Here is an 18,366-nt window from a genome sequence, read left to right as displayed (position 1 = left end):
GGCTTAATGCCCAGGCCGCATGGCGGCCTGGGCAAGCTTTCAAGCCTTGTTCAAATACATCCGCGTTGTAAGCAGATAAACCGGCAACCCCGAAACCACAATCAACAACGCCGCATAAGGCGCTGCCGCCGCGAACTCGACGTTGGCCGTGTGCGCCCACACCTCGGTGGCCAGGGTGGTCATGCCGGTCGGGCTGAGCAGCAAGGTAGCTGTCAGTTCCTTCATGGCATCCAGGAACACCAGGGCAAAGGCTGCCGCCATGGCCGGGAAGATGATCGGCAGGGTCACCCGGCAGAACGCGGCAAAGCTGCTCGCGCCCAAGGTCCGTGCCGCTTCCTCCAGGGTAGGTGAAGCCTTGTTCAGTGCGGTGCGCACCGGCGACTGCGCCAGCGGCAGGAACAGCAGCGCATAGGCCAGCAGCAACAGTGCCGTGGTCTGGTACAGAGCCGGCACGTAATGCAGGGCGAAGAACACCAGGGTCAGGGCAATCACCAGGCCGGGCAGGGCGTGCAACAGGTATGGCAGGCGCTCGGCCCAGATTGCCAGGCGGCCCTTGTAGCGCACCACCAGGAAGCTGATTGGCAGGGCTAGCAACACGCAGAAACCGGCACCACCCAGCGACACCGACAACGAGGTGAACAGCGCCTTGGAAATGGCTGCCACGGGGAATGCCGCCGATGAACCCACGCTCAACCAGTAGCCGAGCATGGCCAGCGGAATACCGCTGCCCAACACCGCCAGGCCCACGCAGAACAGTTGCGCCAGCACTGCCCAGCCACGCAGCCGCACCGGTTGTGCTCGCCGCGCCACACCCTGGCCGATGCGCACATGACGGGCTTTGCCGCGTACCCGCAGTTCAAGCCACAGCATCACCAGGCACATCGCCAACAGTACGGCGGACAGCATGGCCGCGTTGGCATTGCTGAACTCCAGTTCGAACTGCTGGTAAATCGCCGTGGTGAAGGTTTGCAAGCCGAGGATCGACAAAGCGCCGAACTCCACCAGCATGTGCAGGGCGATCAGCAGCGCGCCGCCCAGCATCGATGGCCACAGCAGCGGCAGGGTGACCTTGATGAATACGCCCCAGCGGCTGCAGCCCAGCGTACGTGCCGATTCCTCCAGCGAGGTATCGAGGTTGCGCAGGGTCGCGGCCACCGGCAGGAACACCAGTGGGTACTTGGACAGGGCCATGACCATGATCGCCCCGCCCAGCCCTTCGAAGTCCGAGCTCAGCGACACCCAGGTGAAGCTGCTGACGAACGACGGCACGGCGAACGGCAGGCACAGCACCACGCCCCACAACCGGCGGCCGGCCAGGTTGCTGCGCTCCAGCAGCCAGGCCAGGGCCAAGCCGACCACCATGCAGGTCAGCGTCACCCCGACCATCAGCATCAGGGTGTTGCGCATCAGCCCCCAGACAAACGGCCGCCACAGCAGGTGCAAGGCTTCGCGCCAGCCGGCCTCCCAGGCTTTCATGGCAACGTACAGCAAAGGCAGCAAGCTCATCGCTACCAGGAACAGCACAGGCAGCACCACCCAGACGGAGGGGCGCTTGCGGCGCGGTACGAAGCGTACCGGCACCGGCTCGGACAGGGCGGCAGTCATCAGAGCAGGCCGACCTCGCGCTCAAGCTCGATCGCTTCCTCGGCATTGCCCAGGTCGGCTGGTGAGATCTTCGGCGGGCGCAGGTCTTCGAACGGTTTCAGGCCACGGTCGGAGACCATGCCTTTGTGCAGCGGGTACTCGGCGGTGGTCTGGGTGATCACGCGCTGGCCTTCTTCGCTGGCCATCCAGTTGAGCAGGGCCTGGGCTTCTTTCGGGTGCTTGCTGGCCTTGACCACGGCTGCGCCGGAAATGGTGACCAGGTTGCCGGCATCGCCATCGGCCAGGTAGTAGAGCTTGGTGTCCAGCTTGCCGCGCTCGCGCTCCAGCGCATACCAGTAGTAGTTGTTCACCAGTACCGCAGCCACTTCGCCTTTTTCCACGGCTTTGAGGGCGACCATGTTGTTGGTGTAGGTCTTGCCGAATGCCTTCAGGCCGGTCAGCCATTCTTCGGTGGCTTCTCGCCCGTGCATCTTCAGGATGGCCACGGCCTGTTCCTGGAAGGCGCCGCTGGTGGGCACATAGCCGACGCGGCCTTCCCACTCGGGGTTGGCAAAGTCCATCACTGTGGTCGGCAAGTCTTTCTCGTCGACCTTCTTCGGGTTGAAGACGACGATGCGCGTACGGGCGGTGATGCCCATCCAGGTGCCGTTGGCGCCTACATACTCCTTGGGCATCATGTTCGCGGTGGCGTCATCGATCTTTGCCAGTAGGCCCAGTTCGCCCAGGTTGTTCAGGGGAGGGGACTCTTCGGTGTAGATGATGTCGGCCGGCGAGCGTTCGCCTTCCTCGATGATCTGGCTGGCCAGCTGGTTGCTGCTGCCCTTGCGAATATTGATGTGGACGCCGGTTTTGGCCTCGTAGGCCTTGGCGATGGCCTCGCCGATTTCCTTGTGCTGACCGTTGTACATGGTCAGGGTGACCGGTGCGTCTGCCATGGCGGCCGGAGCGCCAACGACCAGGCTCAGCACGGCGGCGGCCAAGGTACGCATCAGCGGTTGCGGGCGGATCGTCATGCGGGTACTTCCTCGCTTACGGCTACATATTTGGAAACAATGGTAAACGAAATCGTTTCTCAAGTGGCCGGGTGACGAGAAATTCATGGTCAGACCAAGGTGCAAGAGTCTGAAGGTGTCAGGTATTTCACTAGCCGGAAGGCCTGTGATGATTCTGTGGGAGCGGGCGCGCCCGCGAAGAGGCCGGCACAGGTTTGCACCTATGACCGAAAGAGGAGGGATACAAAAATCGCAGGCAAGAAAAAACCCACTAGCAAGGCTAGTGGGTTTTTGTATGGTGCCCAGGAGAAGACTCGAACTTCCACGACCGTTAAGTCACTGATACCTGAAACCAGCGCGTCTACCAATTCCGCCACCTGGGCAAAGCTTTGCATCATCTGAGGAAGGCGACTATCGTTCGCTTTCACACAGTAGTAACAGATCCTTGGTCATCTGTTACTTGAAAATATTTGGTGCCCAGGAGAAGACTCGAACTTCCACGGCCGTTAAGCCACTGATACCTGAAACCAGCGCGTCTACCAATTCCGCCACCTGGGCACACATTCGAGATTACTTGATGCTTTACAGCGCCGCTCATCTCTACTACAACTTCGGGGTTGTCCGTCGTTGTGGTGCGCACTATACGGACGGTCCGGGGGGCTGTAAACCCCCCAAGCAAAAAAAATTTCAAAAAATTCAACTTGTTGATTCCGCAGGCCTATTCGTCCTCGCCAGACACGCCGTTGGGGCTGTCCAAGGCTGACATTTCCGGTTTCAATACGCCTATGCCAGAATTCCTATCTATATACCCCAAGGTGAACCCCTTCTGATGGCCGATTGGCAATCCCTCGATCCCGAGGCCGCTCGCGAAGCGGAAAAATACGACAACCCTATTCCCAGCCGTGAGCTGATCCTGCAGCGCCTCGCCGACCGTGGCGAACCGGCCGCACGCGAGGAGCTGGCGGCCGAGTTCGGTCTTTACGACGAAGACCAGATCGAAGCCCTGCGCCGCCGCCTGCGTGCCATGGAGCGCGATGGCCAGCTTATCTATACCCGGCGCGGCACTTATGCCCCGGTAGACAAGCTGGACCTGATCTGCGGCCGCGTCTCCGGTCACCGCGACGGCTTCGGCTTCCTTATTCCGGACGACGGCAGCGAAGATCTGTTCCTCAGCCCGTCGCAAATGCGCCTGGTGTTCGACGGTGACCGCGGCCTGGCCCGCGTCTCTGGCGTCGACCGCCGTGGCCGCCGTGAAGGCGTGCTGGTCGAAATCATCTCCCGCGCCCACGAAAGCGTGGTCGGCCGTTACTTCGAAGAAGGCGGTATCGGCTACGTTACCCCGGACAACCCGAAGATCCAGCAGGAAGTGCTGGTCACCGCCGGGCGTAACGGCGGGGCCAAGATCGGCCAGTTCGTCGAGATCAAGATCACCCACTGGCCGACGCCGCGCTTCCAGCCGCAAGGCGATGTGGTCGAGGTCATCGGCAACTACATGGCGCCGGGCATGGAAATCGACGTTGCGCTGCGCAGCTACGATATCCCGCACGTCTGGCCCAAAGAGGTGATCAAGGAGGCGCGCAAGTTCCGCTCCGAAGTCGAAGAGAAGGACAAGGAGAAGCGCGTCGACCTGCGCCACCTGCCGTTCGTCACCATCGACGGCGAGGACGCCCGCGACTTCGACGACGCGGTCTATTGCGAACCGCTGGGCAAGCTGCGCCTGTTCTCCGGTGGCTGGCGCCTGTATGTGGCCATTGCCGATGTGTCCAGCTACGTTCGCCTGGGCTCGGCCCTGGACGTCGAGGCCCAGCAGCGCGGTAACTCGGTGTACTTCCCCGAGCGCGTGGTACCGATGCTCCCCGAAGAGCTGTCCAACGGCCTGTGCTCGCTGAACCCGCATGTCGATCGCCTGGCCATGGTCTGCGAAATGACCATTAACAAAGCCGGCCAGATGGTCGACTACCAGTTCTACGAAGGCGTCATCCACTCCCACGCCCGCCTGACCTACAACAAGGTCAGCAGCATGCTCGAGCACTCCCGCACCCGTGAGGGCAAGGCGCTGCGCGAGGAGTACAAGGCAGTCGTGCCGGACCTGAAGAACCTGTACAACTTGTACAAGGTGCTGGTGGAGGCCCGTCACACCCGTGGCGCGATCGACTTCGAGACCCAGGAAACCCGCATCATCTTCGGTGACGAGCGCAAGATCGCGGAAATCCGCCCGACCGTGCGCAACGACGCCCATAAGCTGATCGAGGAATGCATGCTGGCGGCCAACGTGGCCACCGCCGAATTCCTGCAGAAGCATGGCGTGCCGGCCCTGTACCGCGTGCACGACGGCCCGCCGCCGGAGCGTCTGGAAAAGCTGCGCGCCTTCCTGGGCGAACTGGGCCTGACCCTGCACAAGGGCAAGGACCCGTCGCCGAAGGATTACCAGGCACTGCTGGCGAGCATCGCCGGGCGCCCGGACTTCCACCTGATCCAGACCGTGATGCTGCGTTCGTTGAGCCAGGCGGTGTACAGCACCGACAACAACGGCCACTTCGGCCTGAACTACGAGGCGTACACCCACTTCACCTCGCCGATCCGTCGCTACCCGGACCTGCTGGTGCACCGCGCCATCCGCAGCATCATCCGTTCCAGGGTCGACACCCCGCACGTCAAGCGTGCTGGCGCCATGAGCATTCCCAAGGCGCGTATCTACCCGTACGACGAGAACACTCTCGAGCAGCTCGGCGAGCAGTGCTCGATGACCGAGCGCCGGGCCGATGAAGCCACCCGTGACGTGGTCAACTGGCTCAAGTGCGAGTTCATGAAGGACCGCGTCGGCGAAACCTTCCCGGGTGTGATCACTGCGGTAACCGGTTTCGGCCTGTTCGTCGAGCTGACCGATATCTATGTGGAAGGCCTGGTGCACGTCAGTGCGCTGCCGGGCGACTACTACCACTTCGACCCGGTGCACCACCGCCTGTCTGGCGAGCGTACCGGTCGCAGCTTCCGACTGGGCGACACGATCGAGGTCAAGGTCATGCGCGTCGACCTGGACGAACGCAAGATCGACTTCGAAGTGTCGGAAAAGACCCTCGCCGCCCCGATCGGCCGCAAGCAGCGTGGTGCCGCACCGGCTGCCGGCCAGGCCGAGCAGGCCCCGGTCGAGGCCAAGGCCACACCGAAGCCGCGCAGCCGCAAGAGCGAGACCGCCGAGGCGTACTTCCCGAAAGACGCTGTGCAGCGTAACGCCGAAGTGCGCAAGAGCCGCGAAATGAAGAAGGCACTGATGAGCGAGGCGCGCAGTGGCGGCCATGCCAGCAGTAAGTCGGAAAAGGGCAGCAAGGCCTCCGGCAAGCCGACCAAGCACCGTAAAGGCCCGTCGAAGTCCGGCGCGCCACGCAAGAGCAAGAGCAAGTCATGAGTCAGCTGGAAAAGATCTACGGCGTGCACGCCGTGCAGGCATTGCTGCAGCACCATCCGAAGCGGGTCAAGCAGATCTGGCTGTCGGAAGGGCGCAGCGAGCCTCGCCTGCAGGCGTTGCTGGCGTTGGCTGCGGAAAATCGCGTGGCGGTCGGCCAGGCCGAGCGTCGTGAGATGGATGCCTGGGTAGAAGGCGTGCACCAGGGTGTGGTCGCCGAGGTGAGCCCGAGCCAGGTCTGGGGCGAATTGATGCTCGAGGAATTGCTCGAACGCACCGAAACACCACCGCTGATCCTGGTGCTGGACGGTGTGACCGACCCGCACAACCTTGGCGCCTGCCTGCGTACCGCCGATGCCGCCGGCGCCACGGCAGTGGTGGTGCCCAAGGACAAGTCTGCAACCCTGACACCGGTCGTGCGCAAGGTGGCCTGTGGCGCTGCGGAGGTGATTCCGCTGGTGGCCGTGACCAACCTGGCGCGTACCCTGGAGAAACTGCAGCAGCGTGGCCTGTGGGTGGTAGGTACCGCCGGCGAGGCCGAGCAGGAGATCTATCAGCAGGACCTGACCGGGCCGCTGGTGATGATCATGGGCGCGGAAGGCAAGGGCATGCGCCGGCTGACCCGCGAGCATTGCGATTTCCTGGTGAAGTTGCCGATGGGCGGTAGTGTCAGCAGCCTGAACGTGTCGGTGGCGACTGGCGTGTGCCTGTTCGAGGCTGTGCGTCAGCGTCAGGCCAAGCGCTGATCTTCGGCCTGTACCGGCCCTATCGCCGGCAAGCCGGCTCCCACAGGTGCACCACAAGGTTCAGCACCTGTGGCGATCCTGTGGGAGCTGGCTTGCCGGCGATAGGGCCAGTGCAGGAATAATGTGTTTCAGGCTGTTCAAATATTCACCAATCACCTTGCTTGTACGCCTCGCCTTCTCTACAATTGCGCCCCTTGCCGAGCTGGCAGGCGCGCATGTGCCTCCCCTCCGTGCAAGACATACAGTGTCATTCACTCCTTGTCTGACCAGATTCGCTGGCAGACTACTAACCCGTAAGGAGCATTCATGCGTCATTACGAAATCATCTTCCTGGTTCACCCGGACCAGAGCGAGCAAGTCGGCGGCATGGTTGAGCGTTACACCAAGCTGATCGAAGAAGATGGTGGCAAGATCCACCGCCTGGAAGACTGGGGCCGTCGTCAACTGGCCTACGCAATCAACAATGTTCACAAGGCTCACTACGTGATGCTGAACGTTGAGTGCACCGGCAAGGCCCTGGCCGAGCTGGAAGACAACTTCCGCTACAACGATGCCGTTATCCGTAACCTGGTCATCCGTCGTGACGAAGCCGTTACCGGCCAGTCCGAGATGCTGAAGGCTGAAGAAAACCGCAGCGAGCGCCGTGAGCGTCGTGAGCGTCCTGAGCATGCTGAATCCGCCGACGGCGACGACAGCAATGACAGCGACTCCAGCGATAACGCTGACGAGTAATCCACGGACCTTTAGAGGAGCCTATTAAATGGCACGTTTCTTCCGTCGTCGTAAATTCTGCCGCTTCACTGCTGAAGACGTGAAAGAGATCGACTTCAAAGATCTCAACACCCTGAAAGCTTACGTATCCGAAACCGGCAAGATCGTTCCAAGCCGTATCACCGGTACCAAAGCTCGTTATCAGCGTCAGCTGGCTACCGCTATCAAGCGCGCCCGCTTCCTGGCCCTGCTGCCCTACACCGACAGCCACGGCCGCTGAGACCGGGTCGTCGACAAGCAGTAAGGGATTAGCATGCGAGCGTTAGCAAGTTTCATCATGCGCGGTCGTGTGCAGGCCACCCTGGTGGTGGTCATCAGCGCGGTACTGCCGCTGCTGTTCTGGTTGAGTGCCGCTGCCGGCAGCCTTGTGCTGCTGCGGCGTGGGTTCAAGGATGCTACAACGGTCATCGCCGGCGGCCTGCTGGCCGGGCTGGCCGTGTGGGTCATGGGCGATCCCATCACCTTTCTGGTGATCGCGGGTGCCCTGGGCCTGGCTGCGCTGTTGCGCGCCGAGCATCCCTGGAGCCGGGTGTTGCTGGTCAGTGCCGTGTTCGCCGTGGCTTTCAGCCTCGTGCTCGATCTGGCGCTGGCGCAAACCTTCGATGTACTGGCCAAGGCCTTTGCCGAAGCCATGCCGAAAATCGAGGGGCAGCCGGTGCTCTCCGGTGAGCTGATCCGCCCTGTGCTGGTCGCTTCCACAGCAGTGACGGTGCAATTGTTCAGTGTGCTGGCCTTGGTGCTGGCGCGCTACTGGCAGGCAGCGTTGTACAACCCTGGAGGCTTCGGTCGCGAGTTTCGCGCCCTGAAGTTGCCGAAACAGACCATGGCGGTCTTGGTGGCAGTGATGGTGGTGGCCCCGTTCATCGGGCCGCAGTTCATCGTCCTGGCATCGGCCTCGAGCCTGGTACTGGTGCTGGCCGGCATCGCCTTGATGCATGGGCTGGTGGCACAGGGTCGACTGGCCGGTTTCTGGCTGGTGGGCATGTACGTGACGCTGCCGCTGATCATGCAGCTGATTTATCCGTTGCTGGTGGTTCTGGCCATTGTCGACAGCCTGATTGATTTTCGCGGTCGCAAGTCCCCCAAGGGGAATGACTCCGCGAACGGTGAAGGTTAAAAGTTAAGAGGTTTTACCAAATGGAACTGATCCTGCTGGAAAAAGTCGCTAACCTGGGCAACCTGGGCGACAAAGTAAAGGTTAAGGCTGGTTACGGCCGTAACTTCCTGCTGCCATTCGGCAAGGCCACCGTTGCCAACGCCGCCAACCTGGCTGCGTTCGAAGAGCGTCGCGCCGAGCTGGAAAAAGCAGCTGCTGACAAGAAAGCTTCGGCTGAAAGCCGCGCTGCCCAACTGGCCGAGCTGGAAGTGACCATCACTGCCACCGCTGGCGACGAAGGCAAGCTGTTCGGTTCGATCGGCACCCACGACATCGCTGACGCCCTGACCGCCTCCGGCGTTGAAGTGGCCAAGGCTGAAGTTCGTCTGCCGAACGGCACCATCCGTCAGGTTGGCGAATACGACGTAGCCGTGCACCTGCACAGCGACGTTGAAGCCACCGTACGCGTGGTCGTCGTAGCTGCCTAAGCTGCGCTGACTGTCTGGCTCCTTGTGGGGCAGGCGGTTAACATCGGGCACGGTCCTGTTTTCGACAGGCCGTGCCCTTTGTCTTTTTCATCCTCCAGAATTCTTTCGTGGCCATGAACGAGATCACCACTTCCGAACAGCTTGACCTGCAAACCGCAGCCCTGAAGGTGCCGCCGCATTCCATCGAGGCCGAGCAGGCCGTGCTCGGTGGCCTGATGCTGGACAACAACGCCTGGGAGCGGGTGCTGGACCAGGTATCGGATGGCGACTTCTACCGGCATGACCACCGCCTGATCTTCCGTGCCGTGCACAAGTTGGCCGACGCCAACCAGCCATTCGACGTGGTGACCCTGCACGAGCAGTTGGACAAGGAAGGCCTTTCTTCGCAAGTCGGTGGGTTGGCGTACCTGGCCGAGCTGGCCAAGAACACCCCGTCGGTGGCCAACATCAAGGCCTACGCCGCGATCATTCGCGAGCGCGCCACCCTGCGCCAGCTGATCAGCATCAGTACCGATATCGCCGACAACGCGTTCAACCCGCAAGGGCGCAACGCCGAAGAAATTCTCGACGACGCCGAGCGGCAGATCTTCCAGATTGCCGAGGCTCGCCCGAAAACCGGCGGCCCGGTGGGGGTCAACGAACTGTTGACCATGGCCATCGACCGCATCGACACGCTGTTCAACTCCGACAGTGACATCACCGGCGTATCGACCGGTTTCACCGACCTCGACGAGAAGACCAGCGGCCTGCAGCCAGCCGACCTGATCATCGTCGCCGGCCGACCGTCGATGGGTAAGACCACTTTCGCCATGAACCTGGTGGAAAACGCCGTACTGCGTACCGACAAGGCGGTACTGGTGTTCTCCCTCGAGATGCCAGGTGAATCGCTGATCATGCGTATGCTCTCGTCCCTTGGCCGTATCGACCAGACCAAGGTGCGTTCCGGCCAGCTGGACGACGATGACTGGCCGCGCCTGACCTCGGCTGTGAACCTGCTCAACGACCGCAAGCTTTTCATCGACGATACTGCCGGTATCAGCCCCTCTGAAATGCGCGCGCGTACCCGTCGCCTGGCCCGCGAGCACGGCGAAATCGCCATGATCATGGTCGACTACCTGCAGCTGATGCAGATCCCGGGTTCGGCCGGTGACAACCGGACCAACGAGATTTCCGAGATCTCCCGCTCGCTCAAGGCTTTGGCCAAGGAATTCAACTGCCCGGTCATCGCCCTGTCGCAGCTGAACCGCTCCCTGGAACAGCGCCCGAACAAACGCCCGGTGAACTCTGACTTGCGTGAATCCGGTGCGATCGAGCAGGACGCCGACGTGATCATGTTCGTCTACCGCGATGAGGTGTACCACCCTGAGACCGAGCACAAGGGCGTGGCGGAAATCATCATCGGTAAGCAGCGTAACGGCCCCATCGGCTTCGTGCGCCTGGCGTTCATCGGCAAGTACACCCGCTTCGAGAACCTTGCGCCGGGCATGTACAACTTCGACGACGACGAATAAGCCACCGGCCTCATCGCCGGCAAGCCATGAATCCGACAACCATCGTCGGATTTGGTCAAAATTTGTGCTATATTCCGCGCCCGCGATTTCCCTGCACACCAGAACCGGTCACTGACATGCAAGCAGCCAAACCACTCTACGACTATCCCAAGTACTGGGCCGAATGCTTCGGGCCAGCACCTTTCCTGCCGATGAGCAGGGAGGAGATGGATCTGCTCGGCTGGGATTCCTGCGACATCATCATTGTGACCGGTGATGCCTACGTCGACCACCCGTCGTTCGGCATGGCCATCATCGGCCGCCTGCTGGAGGCCCAGGGCTTCCGCGTGGGCATCATCGCCCAGCCGAACTGGCAGTCGAAAGACGACTTCATGAAGCTCGGCGAACCGAACCTGTTCTTCGGTGTGGCCGCGGGCAACATGGACTCGATGATCAACCGCTACACCGCGGACAAGAAGATCCGTTCCGACGACGCCTACACCCCTGGTGGCCTGGCCGGCAAGCGTCCGGACCGTGCCAGCCTGGTGTACAGCCAGCGCTGCAAGGAAGCCTACAAGCACGTGCCGATCGTACTGGGCGGTATCGAGGCTTCGCTGCGCCGCATCGCCCACTACGACTACTGGCAGGACAAGGTCCGCCACTCGATCCTTATCGACGCCAGCGCCGACATCCTGCTGTTCGGCAACGCCGAGCGCGCGGTGGTCGAGGTGGCCCAGCGCCTGTCCAACGGCGAGAAGATCGAGACCATCACCGATGTGCGCGGCACTGCTTTCGTGCGTCGCGACACGCCTCAGGGCTGGTACGAGATCGATTCGACCCGCATCGACCGCCCGGGCCGCGTCGACAAGATCATCAACCCGTACGTGAATACCCAGGACACCCAGGCCTGTGCCATCGAGCAGGCCAAGGGCGACCAGGAGGACCCGAACGAAGCCAAGGTCGTACAGATTCTCGACAGCCCGAGCATGACCCGGGAAAAGTCGGTGATCCGCCTGCCGTCGTTCGAAAAGGTGCGTAACGACCCGGTACTCTATGCCCATGCCAACCGGGTGCTGCACCTGGAGACCAACCCGGGCAACGCCCGCGCCCTGGTACAGAAGCATGGCGAAGTGGATGTGTGGTTCAACCCGCCACCCATCCCCATGAGCACCGAGGAAATGGACTACGTGTTCGGCATGCCCTATGCCCGTGTGCCGCACCCGGCCTACGGCAAGGAGCGCATTCCGGCCTACGAGATGATCCGCTTCTCGGTGAACATCATGCGTGGCTGCTTCGGTGGCTGCACCTTCTGCTCGATCACCGAGCACGAAGGCCGCATCATCCAGAACCGCTCGCACGAGTCGATCCTGCACGAAATCGAAGAGATGCGTGACAAGGTGCCGGGCTTCACCGGCGTGGTCTCCGACCTTGGCGGCCCGACTGCCAACATGTACCGCATCGCCTGCAAGAGCCATGACATCGAGAAGCACTGCCGCAAGCCGTCGTGCGTATTCCCGGGCATCTGCGAAAACCTCAACACCGACCACAGCTCGCTGATCGAGCTGTACCGCAAGGCTCGTGCCCTGCCGGGTGTGAAGAAGATCCTGATTGCCTCTGGCCTGCGTTATGACCTGGCGGTGGAGTCGCCGGAGTACGTCAAGGAGCTGGTCACCCACCATGTCGGTGGTTACCTGAAGATTGCCCCTGAGCACACCGAGCGTGGCCCGCTGGACAAGATGATGAAGCCGGGTATTGGCACCTATGACCGCTTCAAGCGCATGTTCGAGAAGTTCTCGAAAGAGGCGGGCAAGGAGCAGTATCTGATCCCGTACTTCATCGCCGCCCACCCAGGCACCACCGACGAAGACATGATGAACCTGGCCCTGTGGCTGAAGGGCAACGGCTTCCGTGCCGACCAGGTGCAGGCGTTTTACCCGTCGCCGATGGCTTCGGCCACGGCCATGTACCACTCGGGCAAGAACCCGCTGCGCAAGGTGACCTACAAGAGCGAAGGTGTGGAGATCGTCAAGAGCGAGGAGCAGCGTCGTCTGCACAAGGCGTTCTTGCGTTACCACGATCCGAAGGGCTGGCCGATGCTGCGTGAGGCGCTGCAGCGCATGGGCCGTGCCGACCTGATCGGGCCGGGCAAGCACCAGCTGATCCCGCTGCACCAGCCGCAGACCGATACCTACCAGAGTGCGCGCCGCAAGAACTCGACCCCGGCGGGTAGCCACAAGGTGGGCAAGGAGCAGAAGGTCCTTACCCAGCACACCGGCCTGCCGCCGCGTGGCAGTGATGGCAGCAAACCGTGGGACAAGCGTGAAAAAGCCAAGGCCGAAGCGTTTGCGCGTAACCAGCAGGCGGCCAAGGAGCGCAAGGAAGCGGCCAAGGGTGGCAAAGGCAACAAGAAGCCGCGTCAGCCAGTGATCCCGCGTTAACTGGGCGATTCTTGGGGCTGCTTTGCAGCCCATCGCGACACAAGGCCGCTCCTACAATGACCGTGCAAACCCGACAATTCCGGGGGGCTCGCGGTCGGTGTAGGAGCGGCCTTGTGTCGCGATGGACCGCAAAGCGGTCCTAAAAATCTCAGCTTCAGTCAGGCTTCTTGTCGACCCACTTCGGCGCCACCGGCGCAACAAAGCTGTCCATCCCGTCCAGCAGCTCATCGGGCTGCTGCCCCAGCAGCAACATCGCCCGATGCTGCTGCCGCACGAAGCCTTCTTCGACGATATGGTCGAGGAACCCGCCCAGCTTCTCGTAGAAACCGTTCACATCCAGTAGCCCCAGCGGCTTGGCGTGATAGCCCAATTGCCCCCAGGTCCATACCTCGAACAACTCCTCCAGCGTACCCAGCCCACCGGGCAGGGCGATAAAGGCGTCGCTCAGTTCGGCCATGCGTGCCTTGCGCGCGTGCATGCCGTCGACCACTTCCAGGCGGCTGAGGCCCTTGTGGCCGATTTCGGCATTCATCAGGCTCTCGGGGATGATTCCGATCACTTCGCCACCGGCCGCCATGGCCGCGTCAGCGACGGTGCCCATCAGGCCAACTGCGCCGCCGCCATAGACCAGGGTCAGGCCGCGACGGGCTATCGCCTGGCCCAGCGCGATGGCCGCTTCACGGTAAGCGGGGTTGGCACCAATGCTGGCGCCGCAGAACACACAAACGGAACGTACGGGCATTGCTCATCTCCAGTCACTCAGGCTGACAGGGTAAGGCCCATGTCCTACAGTTCCAAGGCTGGTTTCACTCCGGTCGGGAGAATTCGCAGATGGCGCCGGTCGCTCCATGGGCGTAGGCCGCCAGCAGGCTGTTCATCAGGCTACCAAGGGTCATTTCGTATTGCTCCTAAATGAGAGGTTGTCCCATCGTCCAATAAAAGGGCATGATGTGCCCTTGAATTGGTTGTATACAATCCATTGAACAATTCTACTGGCTGGCCTCTTGACAGCCCCTTGACCCATATCAGCAAGGGGCTGAACGGTTTCAGGCAGTCTCGCAATTGATAAAACCCTGCCAAGGAGATTCATGATGTTTGCGAAAGCTGTAGCGGTATCCCTGCTGACCCTCGCCAGCGCTTCTGTCTTCGCAGCCGAGTGCTCGGTGACTGTCGACTCCACCGACCAGATGTCCTACAACACCAAGGAAATCACCGTCGACAAGAGCTGCAAGGAATTCACCGTCAAACTGACCCACTCCGGTAACCTGCCGAAGAACGTCATGGGCCACAACCTGGTGATCAGCAAGACTGCCGATATGCAGGGCATTGCCACCGAAGGCATGAGCCAGGGTCTGGAAAAGGACTACATCAAGGCTGACAACGCCGCGATCATCGCCCACACCAAGATGATTGGTGCTCCTGAGAAGGAGACCGAGGTGAAGTTCGATGCTACCAAGCTGGAAGCCGGTGGCGACTACAGCTTCTTCTGCACCTTCCCGGGCCACATCTCGATGATGAAGGGCAAGGTCGTCGTCAAGTAATCAAAGGCTGACGGTGAACCCTGTGGGAGCGGGTTCGGCGCCCCGATGAACCCGCTCCCACAGGTCTTTCTACAGCCTGATCAAGGGGCGAACGGCAGTTCGCGCTTGTGCTGGGTCTTGCGGTAGGTAGCGACGATGATATCGAACGCTTCCTGGTCAACCGGCTGCCCATGCAGGAAGGCATCGATCTGCTGGTAGGTCACGCCATGGGAGGCTTCGTCCGGCTTGCCCGGTGCCAGGTCTTCCAGGTCCGCAGTCGGCACCTTCTCCACCAGTGACTCCGGCGCACCGAAGCTGCGCGCAATCGCCCGCACCTGGTTCTTCACCAGCCCGCTCAGCGGCGCCAGGTCGCAGGCACCATCACCGAACTTGGTAAAGAAGCCCATCACTGCCTCGGCGGCGTGGTCGGTGCCGATCACCAGGCCTGCGCGGGCACCGGCGATGGTGTACTGGGCGACCATGCGGGTGCGTGCCTTGACGTTGCCGACCACGAAGTCCACCAGCGTCGGCGAGCCGTTCTTCAACTCCACCACTTCAGCCGCAAGCGCCCGTACTGCCGGGGCGATATCCACGGTGTGCACTTCGTCGGCCTTGATCACTTCCAGGCACGCCTGGGCGTCATGCTCGTCATGCTGGACCTGGTACGGCAGGCGTACGGCGATGAAGGTGTAGGCCTTGTCACCGGTTTCGGCGCGCAGCTCGTTGATGGCGCGCTGAGCGAGCAGGGCGGCGGTCAGTGAGTCGACGCCGCCGCTGATGCCCAGCACCAGGGTCTTGAGCCGGGCGTTGGCCAGGCAATCCTTGATGAACGCCACGCGCCGGGCGACTTCGGCCTCGAGCGCGGCGGCGTCGGCGAACGGCGGCTGTACCTTCAGCGCCTGGGCAATCTCTTGCTGAACCGCTTGCATGGGTTACTCCTTGCTGGGGACTTTGAATACATGGCGCATGTAGGCGACGAAGTTCTCGTCGCGGCATTGGGTCTTGGCGGCTTCGTCCGAGATCTTGGCTACCGGTGCGCCGTTGCAGTCGGTCATTTTAAGCACGATGCTCATCGGGGCCACACCCGGGATGTCACAAGTCAGGTTGGTGCCGATGCCAAAGCTGACGTTGATGCGACCGCGCAGGGCTCGGAAGATTTCCAGCGAGCGGGTCAGGTTGAGGCCGTCGGAAAACACCAGGGTCTTGGTCATCGGGTCGATACCCAGTTTCTGGTAATGGGCAATGGCTTTTTCCGCCCAGGCCACCGGTTCGCCCGAGTCGTGGCGCAGGCCGTCGAACAGCTTGGCGAAGTACAGGTCGAAATCGCCAAGGAAGGCATCCATGGTGATGCAGTCGGTCAGGGCGATACCGAGCAGGCCGCGGTACTCGCGCACCCAGCAGTCCAGCGCGGCGATCTGGCTGTCGATCAGTCGCGGGCCGAGTTGCTGGTGGGCCATGATCCATTCATGAGCCATGGTACCCAGCGGCTTGATATCCAGTTTCCATGCCAGGTCGACGTTGCTGGTACCGACGAAGCGGCCCGGGAAATCGTCGCGCAGCACGCGCACCACTTCTTCCTGCACGCGGCTGGAAAAGCGCCGGCGGGTGCCGAAGTCGGCCACCTGCAGTTCGGCCAGTTCATCTTCGTTGGCATGCGCGCACAGCCAGTCGAACTTGCGGTATAGCTGGTCGCGGGCCTCGGCCAGGCGCATGCGCGGGTGCAGGTGGCGGTTGCGCACTTCGCTGATGATCGCCAGCAGCGGCACTTCGAACAGGATCACATGCAGCCATGGACCTTTCAGGCGCAGGAACAGCTGGTCGTTTTCTATCCCCAGGCGTACGTAGCGCAGGTTGAAGCGGAACAGGCGCAGAAAGCGCAGGAAATCTGGCTTGAGAAAGCTGATGCGTTCGAGAAAGGCCAGCTGGCCATCATCCAGGGTGAGGTCGCTGAGCAGTTCTAGCTGGTTGCGGATCTCGCCGAGGTATGGGCGCAGGTCCTCGCCGTTGCGACAGCGGAATTCCCATTCGACGTCGGCATCCGGGTAGTTGTGCAGCACGCCCTGCATCATGGTGAGTTTGTAGAAGTCGGTGTCGAGCAGGTTGTGCACGATGCGCTCGGCGAATGCGCTCTCGCTCATCAATGGGGCTCCGGAAGCGGCGAATGGCGGACATTGTGCCAGCCTTTTTGGCCTTGTTGTGCCTGTTACGGCCTTATTGACGGCAAGCCAGCGCCCACAAGTAACCCACAGGGCCGGAATTTGCAGTGTTCCTGTAGGAGCTGGCTTGCCGGCGATAGGGCCGGAACTGCCAAAACAGAGGTGTTTTTTTGTGCACCAGCTAGCCTTGAAACGGTGCCGCCTGTAGCAGTCGCGCACCAGCTGTGTGCAGTTCGGTGACGTCCGCTGTTACAGGGTGGTTGCACGTAAACACTTGCCAGGGTTGCAATGATGGCACTCGACGGTTGCTCCTTGTCTGTACGTCTGGTGGCGCCTGCCGCGTGGCAGACGGTTGCACGCTCAATAAAGAAAAGGCCGTCGGTCGCCTGCAGGCAACCTGCGCAGTGTGTTTTGCCGGAAGACAAAACCTATGGCACGGCCCTTGCTCTGAGCACAGGGCTGAGAAGTTGTAGTGCCAACCAAAAAAACTCTAGGAGCACCACCTCATGTCGCAGACGTTTTACAAGAAAGGTTTCCTGGCTCTGGCCGTAGCTACGGCACTGGGTGTTTCTTCGTATGTTCAGGCCGACGTCAAGATCGGTGTAGCGGGCCCGATGACCGGGGCTAACGCAGCGTTTGGCGAGCAGTACATGAAAGGTGCGCAGGCAGCGGCCGACAAGATCAACGCCGCCGGTGGCGTGAATGGCGAGAAAATCGTGCTGGTCAAGGGCGATGACGCCTGCGAGCCGAAACAGGCCGTGGCCGTGGCCAACCGCCTGGTCGACCAGGACAAGGTGATCGGCGTGGTAGGCCACTTCTGTTCTTCCAACACCATCCCGGCCTCCGAGGTGTATGACGAGGCTGGCGTCATCGCCATCACCCCGGGCTCCACCAACCCACAGGTTACCGAGCGCGGCCTGGGCGCCATGTTCCGCATGTGCGGCCGTGACGACCAGCAGGGCATCGTCGCCGGCGATTACATCGTCGACGTTCTCAAGGGCAAGAAAGTCGCGGTGTTGCACGACAAGGACACCTACGGCCAAGGCCTGGCCGACGCGACCAAGGCACAGCTGGAAAAACGCGGCGTCAAGCCGGTGCTGTACGAAGGCCTGACCCGCGGCGAGAAGGACTTCAGTGCCGTGGTCACCAAGATCCGTTCCACCGGTGCCGACGTTGTCTACTTCGGCGGCCTGCACCCGGAAGCCGGCCCGCTGGTACGCCAGTTGCGCGAGCAGGGCCTGAAGGACGTCAAGTTCATGTCCGATGACGGCATCGTCACCGACGAACTGGTGTCCACCGCTGGCGGCGCGCAATACGTCGATGGCGTGTACATGACCTTCGGCGCCGACCCGCGCCTGCTCCCGGACAGCAAGGCGGTAGTGGAGGAGTTCCGCAAGGCCGGTACCGAACCTGAAGGCTACACCCTGTACGCCTATGCCTCGCTGCAGGCCCTGGCTGCCGCGTTCAACGGCGCCAAGTCGAACAAGGGCGAGGACGCTGCCAAGTGGCTCAAGGCCAACCCGGTGCAGACCGTCATGGGCGAGAAAAAGTGGGACTCGAAGGGTGACCTGACCGTGTCCGACTACGTGGTCTACCAGTGGGATGCCCAAGGCAAGTACCACCAGCTGGAAAAACAAAAATAACAACGGCCCACGGCCCGG

General features: G+C 61.7%; 15 protein-coding genes and 2 tRNA genes. 10 read left to right on the top strand and 7 right to left on the bottom strand.

Going from position 1 to position 18,366, the window contains the following annotated elements:
• Window positions 1-39: 39 nt before the first annotated feature.
• From GEV38_RS24635 to GEV38_RS24620, 4 genes are all read right to left on the bottom strand, one after another.
• Complete coding sequence (locus GEV38_RS24635; protein ID WP_013974423.1) at window positions 40-1,605, bottom strand: iron ABC transporter permease; 1,566 nt, start codon at window positions 1,603-1,605, stop codon at window positions 40-42.
• Window positions 1,605-2,618 carry an extracellular solute-binding protein gene (locus GEV38_RS24630; protein ID WP_054572153.1) on the bottom strand — a complete coding sequence of 338 codons (1,014 nt, stop codon included), beginning with the start codon at window positions 2,616-2,618 and terminating at the stop codon, window positions 1,605-1,607. The genes GEV38_RS24635 and GEV38_RS24630 overlap by 1 nt, the downstream gene beginning before the upstream one ends.
• A gap of 275 nt (window positions 2,619-2,893) precedes the next feature.
• Window positions 2,894-2,980: transfer RNA gene (locus tag GEV38_RS24625), tRNA-Leu, on the bottom strand.
• A gap of 88 nt (window positions 2,981-3,068) precedes the next feature.
• Window positions 3,069-3,155: transfer RNA gene (locus tag GEV38_RS24620), tRNA-Leu, on the bottom strand.
• Window positions 3,156-3,426: 271 nt separating this feature from the next.
• Between GEV38_RS24620 and rnr the strand changes: the two genes are divergently transcribed.
• From rnr to GEV38_RS24580, 8 genes are all read left to right on the top strand, one after another.
• Window positions 3,427-6,003, top strand: a complete 2,577-nt coding sequence (gene rnr / locus GEV38_RS24615) for a ribonuclease R (protein ID WP_054572152.1) — start codon at window positions 3,427-3,429, stop codon at window positions 6,001-6,003.
• Window positions 6,000-6,746, top strand: coding sequence for a 23S rRNA (guanosine(2251)-2'-O)-methyltransferase RlmB (gene rlmB, locus GEV38_RS24610; protein ID WP_003259007.1), 747 nt, complete (start codon window positions 6,000-6,002; stop codon window positions 6,744-6,746). The genes rnr and rlmB overlap by 4 nt, the downstream gene beginning before the upstream one ends.
• Window positions 6,747-7,052: 306 nt before the next feature.
• The gene (rpsF, locus tag GEV38_RS24605) at window positions 7,053-7,478 is read left to right on the top strand and encodes a 30S ribosomal protein S6 (RefSeq protein ID WP_013974420.1); all 426 of its coding nucleotides are present in this window, start codon (window positions 7,053-7,055) and stop codon (window positions 7,476-7,478) included.
• A gap of 28 nt (window positions 7,479-7,506) precedes the next feature.
• Window positions 7,507-7,737: a 30S ribosomal protein S18 gene (gene rpsR, locus GEV38_RS24600; protein ID WP_003249563.1), complete on the top strand. Its 231-nt coding sequence runs from the start codon at window positions 7,507-7,509 to the stop codon at window positions 7,735-7,737.
• Window positions 7,738-7,770: 33 nt separating this feature from the next.
• Window positions 7,771-8,634: a hypothetical protein gene (locus GEV38_RS24595; RefSeq protein ID WP_003259010.1), complete on the top strand. Its 864-nt coding sequence runs from the start codon at window positions 7,771-7,773 to the stop codon at window positions 8,632-8,634.
• A 20-nt stretch (window positions 8,635-8,654) separates the two neighbouring features.
• Complete coding sequence (rplI, locus tag GEV38_RS24590; RefSeq protein WP_003249568.1) at window positions 8,655-9,101, top strand: 50S ribosomal protein L9; 447 nt, start codon at window positions 8,655-8,657, stop codon at window positions 9,099-9,101.
• A 113-nt stretch (window positions 9,102-9,214) separates the two neighbouring features.
• Window positions 9,215-10,612 (top strand): replicative DNA helicase, encoded by a 1,398-nt coding sequence (gene dnaB / locus GEV38_RS24585; protein ID WP_015271992.1) that lies wholly within the window; start codon window positions 9,215-9,217, stop codon window positions 10,610-10,612.
• Between the two features lie 116 nt (window positions 10,613-10,728).
• Window positions 10,729-13,029, top strand: coding sequence for a YgiQ family radical SAM protein (locus GEV38_RS24580; protein ID WP_013974417.1), 2,301 nt, complete (start codon window positions 10,729-10,731; stop codon window positions 13,027-13,029).
• 154 nt (window positions 13,030-13,183) lie between these two features.
• Here the strand turns inward: GEV38_RS24580 and GEV38_RS24575 are convergent, their stop codons facing one another.
• Window positions 13,184-13,771 (bottom strand): TIGR00730 family Rossman fold protein, encoded by a 588-nt coding sequence (locus GEV38_RS24575; protein ID WP_054572151.1) that lies wholly within the window; start codon window positions 13,769-13,771, stop codon window positions 13,184-13,186.
• Window positions 13,772-14,120: 349 nt separating this feature from the next.
• On the opposite strand from GEV38_RS24575, the gene azu reads away from it, so the two are divergent.
• Window positions 14,121-14,570, top strand: a complete 450-nt coding sequence (gene azu, locus GEV38_RS24570) for an azurin (RefSeq protein ID WP_015271990.1) — start codon at window positions 14,121-14,123, stop codon at window positions 14,568-14,570.
• 80 nt (window positions 14,571-14,650) lie between these two features.
• Here azu and nadE read toward each other — a convergent pair whose 3' ends face one another.
• Window positions 14,651-15,478, bottom strand: a complete 828-nt coding sequence (gene nadE, locus GEV38_RS24565; protein ID WP_013974414.1) for an ammonia-dependent NAD(+) synthetase — start codon at window positions 15,476-15,478, stop codon at window positions 14,651-14,653.
• A 3-nt stretch (window positions 15,479-15,481) separates the two neighbouring features.
• Window positions 15,482-16,687: a nicotinate phosphoribosyltransferase gene (gene pncB / locus GEV38_RS24560; RefSeq protein WP_054572214.1), complete on the bottom strand. Its 1,206-nt coding sequence runs from the start codon at window positions 16,685-16,687 to the stop codon at window positions 15,482-15,484.
• A 524-nt stretch (window positions 16,688-17,211) separates the two neighbouring features.
• Here pncB and GEV38_RS24555 point away from each other — a divergent pair.
• Window positions 17,212-18,348 carry a branched-chain amino acid ABC transporter substrate-binding protein gene (locus tag GEV38_RS24555; RefSeq protein WP_015271988.1) on the top strand — a complete coding sequence of 379 codons (1,137 nt, stop codon included), beginning with the start codon at window positions 17,212-17,214 and terminating at the stop codon, window positions 18,346-18,348.
• The last annotated feature ends 18 nt before the right edge of the window (window positions 18,349-18,366 follow it).

Source organism: Pseudomonas sp. 13159349 (assembly GCF_013305685.1).
GTDB lineage: Bacteria > Pseudomonadota > Gammaproteobacteria > Pseudomonadales > Pseudomonadaceae > Aquipseudomonas > Aquipseudomonas asiatica.
This window is presented reverse-complemented; position numbering and strand designations above follow the sequence as displayed.

What these genes read in the sequence shown, in the direction of transcription:
- rpsR (WP_003249563.1), top strand. Translation starts at nt 7,507, where the DNA reads ATGGCACGTTTCTTCCGTCGTCGTAAATTCTGCCGCTTCACTGCTGAA.
- dnaB (WP_015271992.1), top strand. Translation starts at nt 9,215, where the DNA reads ATGAACGAGATCACCACTTCCGAACAGCTTGACCTGCAAACCGCAGCC.
- GEV38_RS24595 (WP_003259010.1), top strand. Translation starts at nt 7,771, where the DNA reads ATGCGAGCGTTAGCAAGTTTCATCATGCGCGGTCGTGTGCAGGCCACC.
- nadE (WP_013974414.1), bottom strand. Translation starts at nt 15,478, where the DNA reads ATGCAAGCGGTTCAGCAAGAGATTGCCCAGGCGCTGAAGGTACAGCCG.
- GEV38_RS24635 (WP_013974423.1), bottom strand. Translation starts at nt 1,605, where the DNA reads ATGACTGCCGCCCTGTCCGAGCCGGTGCCGGTACGCTTCGTACCGCGC.
- rlmB (WP_003259007.1), top strand. Translation starts at nt 6,000, where the DNA reads ATGAGTCAGCTGGAAAAGATCTACGGCGTGCACGCCGTGCAGGCATTG.
- rplI (WP_003249568.1), top strand. Translation starts at nt 8,655, where the DNA reads ATGGAACTGATCCTGCTGGAAAAAGTCGCTAACCTGGGCAACCTGGGC.
- GEV38_RS24630 (WP_054572153.1), bottom strand. Translation starts at nt 2,618, where the DNA reads ATGACGATCCGCCCGCAACCGCTGATGCGTACCTTGGCCGCCGCCGTG.
- azu (WP_015271990.1), top strand. Translation starts at nt 14,121, where the DNA reads ATGTTTGCGAAAGCTGTAGCGGTATCCCTGCTGACCCTCGCCAGCGCT.
- GEV38_RS24555 (WP_015271988.1), top strand. Translation starts at nt 17,212, where the DNA reads ATGTCGCAGACGTTTTACAAGAAAGGTTTCCTGGCTCTGGCCGTAGCT.
- rnr (WP_054572152.1), top strand. Translation starts at nt 3,427, where the DNA reads ATGGCCGATTGGCAATCCCTCGATCCCGAGGCCGCTCGCGAAGCGGAA.
- rpsF (WP_013974420.1), top strand. Translation starts at nt 7,053, where the DNA reads ATGCGTCATTACGAAATCATCTTCCTGGTTCACCCGGACCAGAGCGAG.
- GEV38_RS24580 (WP_013974417.1), top strand. Translation starts at nt 10,729, where the DNA reads ATGCAAGCAGCCAAACCACTCTACGACTATCCCAAGTACTGGGCCGAA.
- GEV38_RS24575 (WP_054572151.1), bottom strand. Translation starts at nt 13,771, where the DNA reads ATGCCCGTACGTTCCGTTTGTGTGTTCTGCGGCGCCAGCATTGGTGCC.
- pncB (WP_054572214.1), bottom strand. Translation starts at nt 16,687, where the DNA reads ATGAGCGAGAGCGCATTCGCCGAGCGCATCGTGCACAACCTGCTCGAC.